The 15,949-nt window shown below is 67.3% G+C and carries 13 protein-coding genes; 6 read left to right on the top strand and 7 right to left on the bottom strand.

Features of this window, described 5'->3' with window-relative positions; all coding sequences use genetic code 11:
• Positions 1–110 precede the first annotated feature (110 nt).
• Together EYZ64_RS06400 and EYZ64_RS06395 are read right to left on the bottom strand one after the other, a co-directional pair.
• On the bottom strand, positions 111–1,811 hold the full coding sequence (locus tag EYZ64_RS06400) for an AMP-binding protein (protein ID WP_286174656.1): 1,701 nt from the start codon (positions 1,809–1,811) through the stop codon (positions 111–113).
• A gap of 8 nt (positions 1,812–1,819) precedes the next feature.
• On the bottom strand, positions 1,820–3,517 hold the full coding sequence (locus tag EYZ64_RS06395) for an AMP-binding protein (RefSeq protein ID WP_135452719.1): 1,698 nt from the start codon (positions 3,515–3,517) through the stop codon (positions 1,820–1,822).
• A gap of 59 nt (positions 3,518–3,576) precedes the next feature.
• Here EYZ64_RS06395 and EYZ64_RS06390 point away from each other — a divergent pair, with 59 nt between their 5' ends.
• The 4 genes from EYZ64_RS06390 to EYZ64_RS06375 are packed head-to-tail and all read left to right on the top strand — an operon-like array spanning position 3,577 to position 7,297.
• Positions 3,577–4,416 (top strand): LuxR C-terminal-related transcriptional regulator, encoded by an 840-nt coding sequence (locus EYZ64_RS06390; protein WP_135452718.1) that lies wholly within the window; start codon positions 3,577–3,579, stop codon positions 4,414–4,416.
• Positions 4,417–4,448: 32 nt separating this feature from the next.
• Positions 4,449–5,555 carry an epoxide hydrolase family protein gene (locus tag EYZ64_RS06385; RefSeq protein ID WP_135452717.1) on the top strand — a complete coding sequence of 369 codons (1,107 nt, stop codon included), beginning with the start codon at positions 4,449–4,451 and terminating at the stop codon, positions 5,553–5,555.
• A gap of 30 nt (positions 5,556–5,585) precedes the next feature.
• Positions 5,586–6,881 carry a DUF1254 domain-containing protein gene (locus EYZ64_RS06380; protein WP_286174655.1) on the top strand — a complete coding sequence of 432 codons (1,296 nt, stop codon included), beginning with the start codon at positions 5,586–5,588 and terminating at the stop codon, positions 6,879–6,881.
• Positions 6,882–6,889: 8 nt separating this feature from the next.
• Positions 6,890–7,297, top strand: a complete 408-nt coding sequence (locus EYZ64_RS06375) for a FixH family protein (RefSeq protein ID WP_135452715.1) — start codon at positions 6,890–6,892, stop codon at positions 7,295–7,297.
• A gap of 12 nt (positions 7,298–7,309) precedes the next feature.
• On the opposite strand, the gene EYZ64_RS06370 is transcribed toward EYZ64_RS06375, so the two are convergent.
• Genes EYZ64_RS06370 through EYZ64_RS06360 form a run of 3 tightly spaced genes read right to left on the bottom strand, consistent with a single transcriptional unit; the run spans position 7,310 to position 12,972 of the window.
• Positions 7,310–9,163: an ABC transporter ATP-binding protein gene (locus EYZ64_RS06370; protein WP_135452714.1), complete on the bottom strand. Its 1,854-nt coding sequence runs from the start codon at positions 9,161–9,163 to the stop codon at positions 7,310–7,312.
• Positions 9,160–11,055: an ABC transporter ATP-binding protein gene (locus tag EYZ64_RS06365; protein WP_210115478.1), complete on the bottom strand. Its 1,896-nt coding sequence runs from the start codon at positions 11,053–11,055 to the stop codon at positions 9,160–9,162. The genes EYZ64_RS06370 and EYZ64_RS06365 overlap by 4 nt, the downstream gene beginning before the upstream one ends.
• A gap of 36 nt (positions 11,056–11,091) precedes the next feature.
• The gene (locus EYZ64_RS06360; protein ID WP_135452712.1) at positions 11,092–12,972 is read right to left on the bottom strand and encodes an ABC transporter ATP-binding protein; all 1,881 of its coding nucleotides are present in this window, start codon (positions 12,970–12,972) and stop codon (positions 11,092–11,094) included.
• Positions 12,973–13,065: 93 nt separating this feature from the next.
• Here EYZ64_RS06360 and prrA point away from each other — a divergent pair, with 93 nt between their 5' ends.
• Together prrA and EYZ64_RS06350 are read left to right on the top strand one after the other, a co-directional pair.
• A complete protein-coding gene (gene prrA / locus EYZ64_RS06355) occupies positions 13,066–13,776 on the top strand; it encodes a two-component system response regulator PrrA (RefSeq protein ID WP_003884623.1) in 711 nt (236 codons plus the stop codon).
• A gap of 4 nt (positions 13,777–13,780) precedes the next feature.
• The gene (locus EYZ64_RS06350; RefSeq protein WP_135452711.1) at positions 13,781–15,121 is read left to right on the top strand and encodes a sensor histidine kinase; all 1,341 of its coding nucleotides are present in this window, start codon (positions 13,781–13,783) and stop codon (positions 15,119–15,121) included.
• 60 nt (positions 15,122–15,181) lie between these two features.
• Here EYZ64_RS06350 and arfC read toward each other — a convergent pair whose 3' ends face one another.
• A complete protein-coding gene (gene arfC / locus EYZ64_RS06345) occupies positions 15,182–15,787 on the bottom strand; it encodes a channel accessory protein ArfC, sunset domain variant (protein WP_135452710.1) in 606 nt (201 codons plus the stop codon).
• On the bottom strand, positions 15,784–15,939 hold the full coding sequence (gene arfB, locus EYZ64_RS31995) for a channel accessory protein ArfB (RefSeq protein ID WP_167857730.1): 156 nt from the start codon (positions 15,937–15,939) through the stop codon (positions 15,784–15,786). The genes arfC and arfB overlap by 4 nt, the downstream gene beginning before the upstream one ends.
• Between the last annotated feature and the right edge of the window lie 10 nt (positions 15,940–15,949).

Raw genomic sequence — 15,949 nt, 5'->3', positions numbered from 1 at the left:
CGAGCGCTAACAAATGAGTCAAATCGCGTGGTCACCGCGGAATCCCGGGCCATCGAGACGTTTCCGCCTCCCCCCTGACCGCCGGGTAAACGTCGCAGGTCGGTGCCGCATTACAGAGGTTGGTCCGGGTCACTTGTGGCTACGTCGGGCGACGATCGACGGGGATCGTCGTTCGTCGGCGCCCACCCGCCGGCAGGACCGGGGCCAAGCCCAAGCAACTTGACGCTCTCGTCACGCATGTCGACTTTCCGGATCTTGCCCGTCACCGTCATCGGGAACTCGTCCACGACAAGCACGTAGCGCGGGATCTTGTAGTGCGCCAGCTTCCCGGCGGCGAATGCCCGCAGCGCCTCGGTGTCCAGCGGCGCACGGCCGGGTTTCATCCGGACCCAGGCGCAGACCTCCTCGCCGTACTTGGCGTCGGGCACGCCGATCACCTGGGCGTCGTCGATGTCGGGATGGGTGTAGAGGAACTCCTCGATCTCACGGGGATAGACGTTCTCACCGCCGCGGATCACCATGTCCTTGATGCGGCCGACGACCGTGCAATAGCCGTCCTCGCGCATCACCGCCAGGTCCCCGGTGTGCATCCAACCCTCGGCGTCGATGGCCTCCGCGGTTTTCACCGGCTCATCCCAATAGCCGAGCATGACCGAGTAACCGCGGGTGCAGAACTCACCGGACTGCCCGCGCTCGACCGTCGCGCCGGTGTCCGGGTCCACGATCTTGACCTCGATATGCGGATGGGCCCGCCCGATGGTGCCGGTACGACGCTCCAGATCGTCGTCGACCAGCGTCTGGCACGACACCGGTGACGTCTCGGTCATGCCGTAACAGATCGCCACCTCGGCCATGTGCATGTCGGCCACAACGCGCTTCATCACCTCGACCGGGCACACCGAGCCCGCCATGATCCCGGTCCGCAGTGAGGACAGGTCGAATTGGGCGAAGTCGGGATGCCCGAGCATCGCGATGAACATCGTCGGCACGCCGTACAGCGCGGTGCACCGCTCGGATTCGACCGCGGCCAGCGTGATGCCGGGATCGAATCCCGGTGCTGGGATGACGATCGTCGCACCGTGGGTCAGCGCACCGAGGTTGCCCATCACCATGCCGAAGCAGTGGTAGAACGGCACCGGGATGCACACCCGGTCGCCGCGGTCGAAATTGATCAGCCCGCCGACGAAGAACCCGTTGTTCAGGATGTTGCGGTGGCTGAGCGTCGCTCCCTTGGGGAATCCTGTTGTCCCCGAGGTGTATTGGATGTTGATCGGATCGGTGTTGGACAGTTCACCGAATCGTGCCCGCAATTGTTCCTCGTCGGCCTGCTCGATGTGCAGCCGGTCCCAATCCAGGGTGCCGAGGAAGATGATGTCTTTCAGCGCCGGACAGTCCGCCTGCACCTCGGCCACCATCGTCACATAGTCGGAGGACTTGAACGCGGTGGCCGACACCAGGGTCCGAATGCCGGATTGCTTGAGTACGTAAGCCAGTTCGTGGGTGCGGTACGCCGGGTTGATGTTGACCAGGATCGCGCCGATCTTCGCCGTCGCGAGCTGAAGCATCACCCATTCGGCGCAGTTGGGCGCCCAGATGCCGACGCGATCGCCCTTCTGCACGCCCAGGGCGATGAGCCCCCGCGCCACCGCGTCGACTTCGTCGTTGAGCGCTGCATAGCTCCAGCGCCGCCGGGTGGCCACCTCGACCAGCGCTTCGGCGTCCGGCCCGGCCGCCACCATGCGCTCGAAGTTCGCCCCGATGGTCTCTTCGAGCACAGGCACATCGGTGGGGCCACGGTCATAGGAACTCATCGCCGTATTCATTCCACTAGATCCTCGTAACGGTATTCGGTGGAAATCGGTTCTCCCGCTTCATGAGCCGCGTCCTCACGCTTGCGCAACTCGACGCGGCGGATCTTGCCCGAGATGGTCTTGGGCAGGTCGAAGAACTCGACCCGGCGCACCTTGAGGTAGGGCGCGAGATGGTCACGGGCATAGGTCATGACGTCTTTCGCCGTGTCCGCGTTGGCTTCCCAGCCATCCGCCAGCGCGACATATGCCTTGGGCACGGACAGCCGGGTGTCGTCGGGTTGCGGCACCACCGCGGCCTCGACCACGGCCGGATGCTCGATCAGCACGCTCTCCAACTCGAACGGCGACACCTTGTAGTCGCTGGACTTGAACACGTCGTCGGTGCGGCCGATGTAGGTGATGTAGCCGTCCTCGTCACGGACGGCGACGTCACCGGTGTGGTAGTAGCCACCGGCCATCACGGCCTCATTGCGTTGCGGATCACCGAGATAGCCGGTCATCAGGTTGCGCGGGTGCGCCGCCAGGTCCAGGCAGATCTCCCCCTCGACGGCGGGCGTCGACGTGATCGGATCCACCAGCACCACCGGGACACCCGGCATCGGACGGCCCATCGAGCCGGGTTTCACCGGCTGGCCCGGAGTGTTGCCGACCAGCAGCGAGGTCTCGGTCTGGCCGAACCCGTCGCGAATCGTCAGCCCCCAAGCCTGTTCCACCTGGGCGATCACATCCGGGTTCAGCGGCTCACCGGCGCCCAGGATCTCCCGCAATCCCTCGGGCCGCTCGCCCAGGTCAGCCTGGATCAGCATGCGCCAGACCGTCGGCGGGGCACAGAACGTGTTGACCTTGGCCCGCCGCAGCTGGCCCATCAGTGCCGCCGCGTCGAAGCGCGCGTAGTTGTAGACGAAGATCGTCGCCTCGGCGATCCACGGTGCGAAGAAACAGCTCCAGGCGTGCTTGGCCCAACCGGGCGAGCTGATCGCCAGGTGCACGTCACCGGGTTTGACGCCGATCCAGGCCATCGTGGTCAGATGCCCGACCGGGTAGCTCACCTGGGAATGCTCGACCAGCTTCGGCTTGCTCGTGGTGCCGGAGGTGAAGTAGATGAGCATCGGGTCATCGACCGTCGTGCACGCCTCGAACCGCCGCGGTGCCACGTCGTATGCGTCGGCGTAGCGGTGCCAGCCTGTTGGGGTCTCGCCCACCGCGATGCGCACGTAGTCGCCCGGCACCTCGGCGAACTTGACCGCATCGGCGGCGTTGACGATGACGAACCGCGCGCCGCCGCGCGCGATGCGATCGGACAGATCCGCCGGCCCCAGCGCCCCGGTCGTCGGCATGATGATCGCGCCCAGCTTGGCGATGGCCAGCATGGCCTCCCACAACTCGACCTGATTGCCGAGCATCAACAGGACCCGGTCGCCCTTGCTCACGCCGAGCCCCTGCAGCCAGGCCGCGACGCGGTCGGACCGCTGCGCCATCTCGGCAAAGGTCACCTGCTGCTGCGAACCGTCCTCCTCGACGATCCACAGCGCCGTGCGGTCGTTGCCCCTGGCGATGGCGTCGAACCAGTCGACAGCCCAGTTGAAGGTGCCGCTGATCTGCGGCCATTCGAACTCCTCGACGGCGCGGGGATAGTCCGCGATGGTGGCAACCAGCTGGTCACGGGCACCGCGGTAGCGGTCCGTGTTGCTCGCGACGACATTCATGACAGTTATGCTCTACGTCACACTTGCCCGCCCGCTACCCCCGAAAGTGTGTACGTACGATGCGCCCCTGGTTGCTGCGGCCTCGCGACGCCGACGCGGTACGCGCCGAGCTGCGCCGCATGGCCACCGATACCGGGCTTCCGCTGGCCTTCGGTGGGCAGGTGCACGACGACACCCTGCTGTTGAGCGAGTTCTTCGGCACCCGTACCGGCGCCATGCGCGGGCTCGCGGTGCTGCCCCGCGCCGGGCTGGGCGGGGCCAGCGTGGTGTCCCGCCGTCCCATCTCGGTGCCCGACTACCGCCGCGCCTCGACCATCACCCACGACTACGACGAGCCGGTGCTGTCCGAGGGGATCCGCTCGATCCTGGCGGTGCCGGTCGTCGTCGACGGCGCCACCCGGGCCGTGCTGTACGGGGCGCACCGCACCAGCGCCCCGATCGGCGACCGCACCGCCGCCGCGATGGTGGCCTCGGCGCAGCGGTTGAGCGACGAGCTTCGGGTGCGCGACGAGGTCGACCGGCGCATGCGGATGCGCGAGACCGCGCTGACCAACTTCACCGACCAACTGGCCGACACCGAACAGATCCGCGAGGTGCACGCCGACCTGCGCCGGCTGGCGGCCGACTCCCCGGATCTGGCCGGGCCGTTGCGCGAGCTCGCCGACCGGTTGGCGGTCGCCTTGCGTGGGGACCCGCCGGCCAGCGCCCCCTTGACCGTCCGCGAGGTCGACGTGCTGGCGCAGGTCGCCCTGGGCTGCACCAATGCCGAGGCAGCCCAACGGCTTTCACTGAAGCCGGAAACCGTGAAGAGCTATCTGCGCAGCGCGGCGGCCAAGCTCGGGGCGCGCAACCGTCACGAGGCGGTCTCCAAGGCGCGGCGGCTGCGCCAGATTCCCTGACCTCTGGAGCTGCCTCTGGCAGATTGGGAGGCATGGCTCAGATCCGCCCCTTCCGCATCGCAATTCCCGACGCCGATCTCGACGACCTCAAGCAGCGACTCAACCGGACCCGATGGCCCGAGGCCGAGTGCGTCGAGGACTGGACCCAGGGCATCCCGCTGGACTACACCAAGGATCTGGCGGCCTACTGGGCCAACGAGTACGACTGGCGCGCCCGCGAGGCCGCGCTGAACCGGTTCGACCACTTCACCACCGAGATCGACGGCCTGGACATCCATTTCATCCACCAGCGATCCGGGCGTGAGGACGCGTTCCCACTGCTGATCACCCACGGCTGGCCCGGGTCGATCGTCGAATTCCACAAGGTGATCGAGCCGCTGACCGAGGCCGGGTTCGACGTGGTGTGTCCCTCGCTGCCCGGCTACGGGTTCTCCGGCAAGCCGAGCGCAACAGGGTGGGGAATCGGGAAGATCGCGCAGGCCTGGGACACGTTGATGACCCGCTTGGGCTACGGCCGCTACGGTGCGCAAGGCGGCGACTGGGGCGCCGCGGTGACGACGCAGATCGGCCGCAACGTGGGCTCGTGCGTCGGCATTCACGTGAACATGCCGATCGCGCAGCCGCCGGCCGAGGGTATCGGCGAGATGACCGAGGACCTGCAGAAGGCCCTGGCCCGGATCGAGTACTACCGCAAGTGGGATTCGGGCTACATGAAGCAACAGTCCACCCGGCCACAGACCGTCGGGTACGGACTGGTGGACTCCCCCGTCGGCCAGCTGGCGTGGATCGTGGAGAAGTTCTGGTCATGGATGGACTGCGACGGAAACCCCGAGAATGTGGTGCACCGCGATGAATTGCTCGACAACGTCATGCTCTATTGGCTCACCGCATCGGCGGCTTCGTCGGCCCGGTTGTACTGGGAGAGCCACAACACCTGGGGCGGTGGCGAATACGTCAGCCTGCCGACCGGTATCGCGTCGTTCCCGCTGGAGATTCTACGAGCGCCCCGCAGTTGGTGCGAGACCGGCTACAACGTCACCCACTACACGACGATGCCGCGCGGCGGACACTTCGCCGCCTTCGAACAGCCGGAATTGTTCGTCGAAGATGTGAAGACGTTCTTCGACACCGTACGGTGACGGACTAGCGTCTTGGGCATGGACCCGTTGATGCGTTCCCGTGCAGTGCAGGCTGTGATCTGGGGTATGCCCGCCGTCAACTTCGAGCTGCTGCGCGAAGCGGCAGCCGGAGTCGGCGCGGGCGACAACCAGGTGGTGTTCTGGTCGAAGCTGCTGGACTGGAAGAACCAGACGCTGACCCCGAATCCGGACACGCTGTACTTCTTCCCGCTGTACAACACCCAGGCCGGCCCGGTCGTGCTGGAAATCCCACCCGCAGAAGGTGGTTCGATCACCGGGTCGGTCGACAACGGTTGGCAGGAAGCGCTCGAAGACGTCGGGCCCGCCGGGGTCGACAAGGGCGCCGGCGGCAAGTACCTGATCCTGCCGCCGGGGTTCGACGGTGAGGTTCCCGACGGCTACATCCCGATGCCGTCGGCGACCTATACGGGGTTCGGGGCGCTGCGGTCCAACGTCGCATCGAGTGACGACGCCGACGTCGCCACGGCGGCCGAGTACGGCAAGCGCATCAAGGTCTATCCGCTGTCCGGTCCCGAGCCGACGGTCTTCGCCGACGCATCAGGTGCGTTGTACGACAGCACGATCCCCTACGACATCCGGTTCTTCGAACTGCTTCACCAGTTCATCCAGCGCGAGCCGTGGCTACAGCGGGATCGGGTGATGATCTCGGTGCTGAAGTCGATCGGTATCGAGCAGGGCAAGCCCTTCACCCCCGACGCTGAGCTCACGTCGGTGCTCGATGCGGCCGCCGCCGAAGCACACGACTGGCTCGACGCCAACTATCCGCGGTTCTTCGCCTCGCCGTATTTCGACGGGACCCACTGGGCCGTGCCCGCCTCGCCCGAGGTGGTCCAGGGCATGCAAACCGGATTCGCCGACCCCGCCAGCTACCCCGTCGACGATCGCGGCCTGCTGTACTCGTTCATCTATTTCAGCGCCAAACATCTTGGGCAGGGCCAGTTCTACGTCATGACGATCGCTGATGCCAGCGGCGAGCCATTCGACGGCGCCGCGACCTACCGGCTGCGGGTCCCTGCCGACCCGCCGGTCTCGCTCTACTGGTCGGCGACGGTGTACGACCGGGCGACCCACGCACTGATCCGCGACCTGCCGCACGCGAGCCGCTCCTCACACCGACCCGACCTCGTGACGAACCCCGACGGATCCGTCGACATCTACTTCGGACCGCGGGCTCCAGAAGGCAAGCAGTCCAATTGGATTCCGACGAAGCCCGACGGCCGGTTCGAAGTGCTGTTCCGGCTCTACGGCCCGAAACCCGCGCTGTTCGACAAGACCTGGACACTGCCCGACATCGAAAAGCTCTAGCCGGCACCGTGAACCGCTTGCACTGGCTGGGCATCGCCGTCATCGTCGTCGCGGTGGGCGCCGGCATGCTGTGGCTGTTGTGGCCGCAGCCCCGGCCGCCCATCGCCGCCGAGGCCACCGCGGGGCCGTACCTGGTGCGGTTCAAGGGTGATCCGCCCAAGGTCGGGGTCGGGCCACTGACCGTGGAAATCCTGGGAAGCGCAGGCGAAACCCCGACGCCGGAGTGGGTCCGTTTCGAACCACGGATGCCGGAGATGGGTTTGGCCGCACCAACGGTCGAGGCCACGCCAGAGCGCACCGATGACTACCGCGCCGACATAGACCTCTCCGCGCCGGGCCAGTGGGACATCACGGTGCGCATCGGTTCAGGCCCGCAGAGCTACGACGCCGTACTGCATGTCACCGCCAAGCGGTAGGCGCCGGCACCGTCACGCCAGCGAATCCATCCAGGCGCGGTGCAACGCGGCGTAGGCCCCGTCGGTCCGACCGATGAGATCGGCCGGTGCGCCGTCCTCGATGATGCGGCCGTGCTCGAGCACGAGTACCCGGTCGGCGATCTGCACCGTGGAGAGCCGGTGGGCGATCACCAGCGCGGTGCGGTCGGCCAACACGGTTTCCAACGCGCGCTGCACCATTCGCTCGCTCGGAATATCCAGTGACGACGTCGCCTCATCCAGGATCAGTACCGCCGGATCGGCCAGGAATGCCCGGGCGAACGCCACCAGCTGCCGCTGCCCGGCTGACAGCCGGCCACCGCGCTTGGCGACATCGGTGTCATACCCGTCGGGCAGTGTCTCGATGAAGCGGTTTGCACCGACCGCGACGGCGGCCTCCCGCACCTGCGCATCGGTGGCATCCGGTCGACCGAAGCGGATGTTGTCGGCGACCGTCCCGGCGAACATGAAGTTCTCCTGCGTGACCATCACGACGTGGCGGCGCAGTTCCGCCTGCGCGAGGTCGCGCAGATCCACACCGTCCAGCGTCACCGATCCGGCCGTGGGGTCATAGAACCGGGCGATCAGCTTGGCGATGGTGGTCTTGCCCGCGCCGGTGGTGCCCACCAGCGCCACGGTCTGACCGGCCGGCACCGAGAGCTCCAGCCCGGGCAACACCGGACGGCCCGGGGCGTACTCGAACCGCACGTCGTGAAACACAATGCCGCCCTTGGAGGCAGGCAATGTGACCGGCACCTCCGGGTCGGCGATGGCGGGCTGCAGCGCCAGCACCCCGGCCAGCTTCTCCAGAGCCGAGGACGCCGACTGGAAGGTGTTGAAGAACTGCGAGATCTCCTGCATCGGCTCGAAGAACATCCGCAGGTAGAGCAGGAACGCGGCCAGCGTGCCGATGGTCATCTCGCCGCGCAGCACCCGGTAGCCGCCGTAGAGCAGCACCGCGCCAGTGGTGAGGTTGCCGACCAGTTTGACCCCGGGCATGAAGATCGCCAGCAGCTTGAAGGTCTTCTCGTTGAGCGCCCGGTACCCGTCGGCGACGTCGTCGAAGATCTCCTGGTTGCGCGGCTCGCGCCGGTAGGCCTGCACGGCCTTGATCCCCGTCATGGTCTCGACGAACTGCACGATCACCAGCGCCGCACTTTCCCGCACCAGCCGGTAGGTCTTGCCCGACTCGTTGCGGAACCACCACACCAGGGCGACCAGGATCGGGAACGCCGCCAGGCACATCAGGCCCAGCCGCCAATCGAGCGCCACCAGCAGGATCGCGGTGCCGAACAACGTCAGCGCCGCGGTGATCAGGCTGTCGAAACCGGTTTCCAGCATGTCCTGGATGGCCTCGACGTCATTGGTGGACCGGCTGACCACCCGGCCCGACGTATACCGGTCGTGGAAGGCCACATCGAGCCGGCCGAAATGGCGGAACACCCGGCGGCGCAACTCCAACAGCACCTGCTGGCCGACCCGGCCGGAGCGCCGCAGGAAGAACATGCGGCTGATCGCCTGCACGATGACCACCGCGCACAGCGTGCCGACGATGAGCATCAGCTCACGGGCCGGGCCGCCCTCCAGAATCGGCGGGATGCCGCGGTCGATACCACGCTGCACCAGGATCGGAACCGACAGCCGGGCAGCGTTTTCCACCACGACCACCAGTGCCAGCACGGCGACCGTCCACCGGTAGGGGCGCAGCAATGACATGAGCAGTGCCCGGGCCTCACGGCGTAGCGGCACGCTCTCGTCGATAGGAAGGGTGGACGTGCCGGCGGCGGTGTTGTCGGAGTCGTCTTGTTCGTCGTCGCTCAGGCGGCCACGCCACTGTGTAGTGGTCATCGGCGCTGCACCTCCGCACTGAGATGCGGGGGCCCGCCCACCTCATCGATGGCCGCACGTTCGGCGTGCCCGCGCTGCAACCGGCCCAACTCCTCGTCGTCCTCCCATGCGCAACTGCGCTCGCAGGCGTCATCGAGTTGGTCATCGGCGGCCAGCAGGTAGCGGTATTGCGGTACCCGTGCCAGCAATTCGGCGTGTGTCCCGATGTGGGTGATCGTTCCGTTCTGCAGGAGCGCGACCTTGTCGGCCAACAGCACGGTCGATGCGCGGTGCGCCACGATGATGCCCGTCACCCCGCGCAGGACGCGCCCGAGGGCCTCCGTCACAACGGCTTCGGTATGCACGTCCAACGCCGACAACGTGTCGTCGAGCACCAGTATCTTGGGCGCCGCCAGGATCGCGCGGGCCAGCGAAAGACGTTGGCGCTGACCACCGGACAGGCTCATGCCCTGCTCGCCGATCCGGGTATCCAGCCCGAAGGGCAGGTCGTAGACGAACTGTGCGGCCGCGATCTCGATGGCCTGGCCCAGCTGCTCGTCGGTGGCATCCGCACGGCCCAGCCGCAAATTCTCGGCCACCGACATCGAGAACAGCGTGGGGTCCTCGAACGCGGTGGCCACGGCCTGCCGCAGCACGGGCAGGCTCAGCTCGCGGATGTCGCGGCCGTCGATCAGGATCTGGCCTTCGGTGACGTCGTACAACCGTGAGAACAATGCGGCGAGCACCGATTTACCCGACCCGGTCGCGCCGACGAGCGCCAGCGTCTGTCCCGGTTCCACCACGGCGTTGACATGGCGTAGAGCCCACTCGTCACCATCGGGAAACTTGAAGCCCACATCCCGCAGCTCCAGCCGGCCGCCGCGCGGCGGCTGCGACACCGGACCGTCGGTGATGTCGATGGGCGCATCGAAGATCTCGGCGATGCGGTTGGCCGCGGTGAACGACTCCTGCGTCATCGACAACAGAAAACCCAGCGAGGCGATCGGCCACACCAGCGACAGCATCATCGTGATGAAGGCGACCAGGGTGCCCATCGTGACGTGGCCGTGGCCCGCCGCGTACGCACCGAATCCCAACACCACGATCAGCGTGAGGTTGGGGATGACCTCCAGCAGCGTCCAGAACTTCGCCGAGACGCTCACCCTGGCGAACTGCGTCTCGTAGAGCTGCGTGGCCTGCTCGTCGAACCGGTCGAAGACGTAGTCCTCGCGGCCGAACGCCTTGACCACCCGCAGCCCGAGCGCGGCCTCCTCGACATGGGTTGCGACGTGGCCGGTCTGGTCCTGCGCCAGCCGCGACAACCGGGTGTACTCCCGCTCGAAATGCAGGACGGTCAGCGTGATCGGCACGATCGACACCAGCACCACCACACCCAGCGGCCAGTACATGGCCAGCAGGATCGACGTCACCACGACGATCTGCAGGGTGTTGAGGATCAGGAACACCAACCCGAAGGACAGGAACCGGCGGATCGTGGACAGATCGTTCATCACCCGCGACAGGAGCTGCCCGGACTGCCAGCGGCCGTGGAAGCTCATCGGCAGGATCTGCAGCCGCGCATAGAGATCCTTGCGGATGTCGGCCTCGACGCCCATGGTGGCACGGGCCACCATCCAGCGCCTGATGAACCACAGCACCGCCTCGGAAATGCCGACCGCCACCGCAGCCGAACCCAGTACCCACAACCCGTGCGGATCCTGGTGACGCACCGGACCGTCGATGACGGCCTTGGTCATCAGCGGAATCGCCACCGTCGCAGCGAGGCTGACCACCGCCACCACGATCATGACGATCCAGCGGGCCCGGTACGGCAACAGATAAGGCAACAGCCGCCACAGATCTGAACTGGTCCGGATCCGCTTCGGTGATGTGGCGATCGCGGGTTGACTCACTGGATCAATCTTCCCATCAGGGGCAAACGATTAACTTCATGCCGCCGGGACCTCCTGGGAGAACTGCGTGTCGTACAGCTCGGCGTAGCGGCCACCCCGGGCGAGCAACTCGCGGTGAGTGCCGCGTTCGACGCCGCGCCCGTCCTCGATGACCAGGATGAGATCGGCGGCGCGAACCGTGGACAACCGGTGCGCGATGACGATCGAGGTGCGCCCGCCCAATGCCTCGGCGAGGGCCTGCTGAACGGCGGCCTCCGAGGCCGAGTCCAGCGACGCCGTCGCCTCATCGAGCACCACCACCCGTGATCGTCCCAACAGCAGGCGCGCGATGGTCAACCGCTGCCGCTGCCCTCCGGACAGACGGTATCCGCGCTCACCGACAACCGTGTCCAAGCCGTCGGGCATGGCCGCGACCACGTCATCGAGCCGAGCCCGGCGCAGTGCCTCCCAGAGTTCGTCCTCACCAGCTTCCGGCGCCGCGAGCAACAGGTTGGCGCGGATCGACTCGTGGAACAGGTGCCCGTCCTGGGTCACCATGCCCACCGTGTCCTTGAGCGACCCGAACGTCACGTCCCGCACGTCGGCCCCGTTGAGCTTGATGGAACCGGAGTCGACGTCGTAGAGCCGGGCCAGCAGCGACGCGATGGTCGACTTGCCCGCCCCCGACGATCCGACCAGCGCCACCATCTGGCCGGGCCGGGCCGTGAACGAAATGCCGTGCAGCACCTCCTCACCGCCGCGGTCGTCCAACGTCGCCACTTCTTCCAGCGAGGCCAGCGACACCTTGTCCGCCGAAGGGTAGGAGAACCGGACGTGGTCGAATTCGACCTCGACAGGACCATCCGGCACAGGCACGGCATCGGGTTCCTCGGCGATCAGCGGCACCAGGTCCAGCACCTCGAAAACCCGCTCGAACGACACCAGGGCGCTGGCGATCTCGACCCGCGCGTTGGCCAGTGCGGTCAGCGGCGCATACAGCCGGGTCAGCAGAAGTGCCAGCGACACCACCGCACCGGCCTGCAGTTGCCCGCCGATCGCCAGCACGCCGCCCAGCCCGTAGACCAATGCCAGGGCGAGCGCCGACATCAGCGTCAGCGAGTTCATGAACGTCGACTGCAGCATCGCCGTGCGCACCCCGATGTCACGCACCCGGCCGGCACGCACCGCGAACTCGTCGGACTCGGTCTCCGGGCTGCCGAACAACTTGACCAGGGTGGCTCCCGGGGCCGAGAACCGCTCGGTCATCTGGGTGTTCATCGTGGCGTTGTACGTGGCCGCCTCGCGGGACAACCCAGCCATCCGGGTGCCGATGCGACGGGCGGGCAGCACGAACAACGGCAGCAGCGCCAACGACAGCAGGGTGATCTGCCACGAGATGCTGAGCATCACCACAAGCGTCAGCGTCAGGGTCACGACGTTGGCGACGATGCCCGAGAGCGTGTCGGAGAACGCCCGCTGCGCCCCGATCACGTCATTGCCCAGGCGGCTCACCAAGGCGCCGGTCCGGGTGCGGGTGAAGAACGCCACCGGCATGCGTTGCACGTGGTCGAACACCGCGGTGCGCAGGTCCAGGATCAGACCCTCGCCGATGTTCGACGACAACCACCTGGTCAACAGGGCCACTGCGGCTTCAGCGACGGCGATCGCAGCGATAGTGCAGGCCAGCAGCACCACCGTCGACGCCGGGCCGCCCTGCGTGATCGCGTCGACCACACGGCCGGCCAGCACCGGCGTCGTCACCGTCAGCAGCGCACTGACCACGCTGATCGCGACGAACCCGCCCAGCCTGCGATGGTGGCGCGCGGCGAACCGCCAGATCCGCGACAGCAGGCGCCGGTCGGCCAGCGCGCGGAGGTCTCCGTCGCGCGCATGGGCCTGTCTGTACAGCGACTGCCGGGCCACTGTTTCCATATTCATGTACATCACCGTAAAACCTGAACAATTATTGAGGTCAAAGACTTCCCGGGCGCCTGCGCGATTCACCGTTGTTCATCGGGCAAGATGGCGGTTATGGATAGCGCTACCGGTGGCATGGCCTCGCCCCGGGTCCTCGTCGTAGACGACGACCCTGACGTGCTCGCGTCGCTGGAACGCGGGCTGCGGCTGTCCGGGTTCACCGTCTCGACGGCCGTGGATGGGGCCGAGGCGCTGCGCAGCGCCACCGAGACCCGCCCGGACGCGATCGTGCTCGACATCAACATGCCGGTACTCGACGGCGTCAGTGTGGTGACCGCGCTGCGCGCGATGGACAACGACGTGCCGGTCTGCGTGCTCTCGGCCCGCAGCAGCGTCGACGACCGCGTGGCCGGCCTGGAAGCCGGCGCCGACGACTACCTGGTCAAACCGTTCGTGCTGCAGGAACTGGTGGCCAGGGTCAAGGCGCTGCTGCGCCGCCGCGGCGCATCGGCCACCTTCTCTTCCGAGACCATCCAGGTCGGCCCACTGGAGGTCGACATCCCCGGCCGCCGCGCCCGCGTCAACGGTGTGGACGTGGACCTGACCAAACGCGAGTTCGACCTGCTGGCCGTGCTGGCCGAGCACAAGACCGCCGTGCTGTCCCGGGCGCAGTTGCTGGAACTGGTCTGGGGCTACGACTTCGCCGCCGACACCAACGTGGTGGACGTATTCATCGGGTACCTGCGCCGCAAACTGGAAGCCGGCGGCGCGCCGCGACTACTGCACACCGTCCGCGGGGTCGGATTCGTCCTCAGGACCCAATAGCGAAATGAGGCCGCTGACCCGGATCTTCCGCCGCACACCGTCGCTGCGGACCCGGGTCGCGTTCGCCACCGCCATAGGCGCGGCGATCGTCGTCGTCATCGTCGGAACCATCGTCTGGGTCGGCATCACCAACGACCGCAAGGAACGGCTGGACCGCCGCCTCGACGAAGCCGCCGGCTTCGCCATCCCGTTCCTGCCGCGGGGCCTCGGCGAGATCCCCCGCTCCCCGAGCGACCAGGACGCGGTGATCACCGTGCGCCAGGCCGGAAACGTCTCGTCGAACTCGAACGTGATCCTGCCCGAGCTGCCCGACGGATACGCCGACACCTACATAGACGGCGTGCGCTGGCGGGTGCGCACCGTGCAGATTCCCGCCCCCGGACCCATGTGGGTGGCAGTCGGCGCGACCTACGACGCCACCATCGCCGACACCAACAACCTGCACCGCCGGGTGCTCATCATCTGTGTGTTCGCGGTCGGTGCGGCCACGGTGCTGGGCTGGGTGCTGGCCGCGTTCGCGGTGCGCCCGCTCAAACGACTGGCCGAGCAGACCCGCGAGATCGAGGCGGGCGACGAGGCTCCCGACGTCGAGGTGCGCGGTGCCAGCGAGGCCGTCGAGATCGCCGACGCCGTCAACGGCATGTTGAAACGCATCTGGAAGGAACAGGACCGCACCAAGGCCGCGTTGGCCTCGGCCCGCGACTTCGCCTCGGTGTCCGCCCACGAGCTGCGCACCCCGCTGACCGCGATGCGGACCAACCTGGAGGTCCTGTCGACCCTGGACCTGCCCGACGATGAGCGTAAGGAAGTGGTCAACGACGTCATCCGCACGCAGTCGCGGATCGAGGCCACCCTCGGCGCCTTGGAACGCCTCGCCCAGGGCGAGTTGTCCACCACCGACGACCACGTCACCGTCGACATCACCGAACTGCTCGACCGCGCCGCCCACGACGCCATGCGCGTCTACCCCGATCTCGACGTCGCGCTGGCGCCCTCACCGACGGTGATCATCATCGGACTGCCCACCGGGCTGCGGCTGGCCGTGGACAACGCGATCGCCAACGCCGTCAAACACGGCGGCGCCACCCGAGTGCTGTTGTCGGCGGTGAGCTCCCGCGAGGGCGTGGAGATCGCGGTGGACGACGACGGCGTGGGTGTGCCCGAGGAAGAACGCGTGATGGTGTTCGAACGCTTCTCCCGGGGATCGACGGCATCGAGGTTGGGCTCCGGCCTGGGACTGGCACTGGTGGCCCAGCAGGCCGAATTACACGGTGGCACAGCCACTCTGGAATCGAGCCCACTGGGCGGGGCGCGGCTGCTGCTGCGCCTGCCCGGCCCGCATTGACCACGCACCGAACACAAATCGCCCGCCTCCGGTTGTGGAGGCGGGCGATCTGCGTTGCCGCTACTTCTTGTCGCGCTGGGACTTACCGCTGTCCCATCGGTTGAACCCGGCCTCCTCGGCGGATTCGACGTCGGCGAACCAGATCTCGGCGATGGTCACCGAGTACGACGGACTCTCCGGCGAGTGATAGAGCATCGAATCCTCGTTGCCCTTGATCAGATAACCCGTCGGCGTGCCCGCACCCGAGACCCGGACCGAACCGGCACCGTACGGCGTCTCCTCGACGACCTTGACGCCGTCACCGGCAGCCTCGTGAGCACCCCCGCCGGAGGCGAACTTGGCCGCCCCGGCGGCACCGGCGGCAGCCGCACCCGCCGCCGCGGCACCCGCGCTGGTGACCTTGGGCAGCTGGGTGGTGGGCTCGTCCCCCGAACCGACCCTGGGCAGCTTGGTCGTGGCGTCATCGGCGACAGCCGTTGCAGCACCGGCCGTTCCACCAGCGGCCGCGGCCTTACCGTCCCCGGCCGCCGCCGCAGCATCGGGCCGACGCCCCAGGGCGCCGTACACCGGCACCTCCCGCTTCACCCTGCGCAGGGTCAGCGCCAGCGTCAGCACCAGCCCGAGCACGAAGGCCAGGGCCATCAACCACCAGTTCAGATCGCTCATCGTCCTGCTCCAATCTCACGCGAGCCGGGCAGTTCGGCGAACGCCTCTTCCTCACTGGTGGGCTTGACGGTCACCACCGAAATCAGCCAGGCCACCAGAGACCCCACCACGAACGCGAGCAGATACCACAACCACTGGATTACGAAGTCCATGTCGAATCTC

The sequence above is a fragment of the Mycobacterium sp. DL99 genome, from assembly GCF_004762045.1.
GTDB lineage: Bacteria > Actinomycetota > Actinomycetes > Mycobacteriales > Mycobacteriaceae > Mycobacterium.
The sequence above is the reverse complement of the archived record's forward strand: the minus strand, read 5'-3'. Positions and strand labels throughout refer to the sequence as shown.

What these genes read in the sequence shown, in the direction of transcription:
- EYZ64_RS06400 (WP_286174656.1), bottom strand. Translation starts at nt 1,811, where the DNA reads ATGAGTTCCTATGACCGTGGCCCCACCGATGTGCCTGTGCTCGAAGAG.
- EYZ64_RS06395 (WP_135452719.1), bottom strand. Translation starts at nt 3,517, where the DNA reads ATGAATGTCGTCGCGAGCAACACGGACCGCTACCGCGGTGCCCGTGAC.
- EYZ64_RS06390 (WP_135452718.1), top strand. Translation starts at nt 3,577, where the DNA reads ATGCGCCCCTGGTTGCTGCGGCCTCGCGACGCCGACGCGGTACGCGCC.
- EYZ64_RS06385 (WP_135452717.1), top strand. Translation starts at nt 4,449, where the DNA reads ATGGCTCAGATCCGCCCCTTCCGCATCGCAATTCCCGACGCCGATCTC.
- EYZ64_RS06380 (WP_286174655.1), top strand. Translation starts at nt 5,586, where the DNA reads ATGCGTTCCCGTGCAGTGCAGGCTGTGATCTGGGGTATGCCCGCCGTC.
- EYZ64_RS06370 (WP_135452714.1), bottom strand. Translation starts at nt 9,163, where the DNA reads ATGACCACTACACAGTGGCGTGGCCGCCTGAGCGACGACGAACAAGAC.
- EYZ64_RS06360 (WP_135452712.1), bottom strand. Translation starts at nt 12,972, where the DNA reads ATGAATATGGAAACAGTGGCCCGGCAGTCGCTGTACAGACAGGCCCAT.
- prrA (WP_003884623.1), top strand. Translation starts at nt 13,066, where the DNA reads ATGGATAGCGCTACCGGTGGCATGGCCTCGCCCCGGGTCCTCGTCGTA.
- EYZ64_RS06350 (WP_135452711.1), top strand. Translation starts at nt 13,781, where the DNA reads ATGAGGCCGCTGACCCGGATCTTCCGCCGCACACCGTCGCTGCGGACC.
- arfC (WP_135452710.1), bottom strand. Translation starts at nt 15,787, where the DNA reads ATGAGCGATCTGAACTGGTGGTTGATGGCCCTGGCCTTCGTGCTCGGG.
- arfB (WP_167857730.1), bottom strand. Translation starts at nt 15,939, where the DNA reads ATGGACTTCGTAATCCAGTGGTTGTGGTATCTGCTCGCGTTCGTGGTG.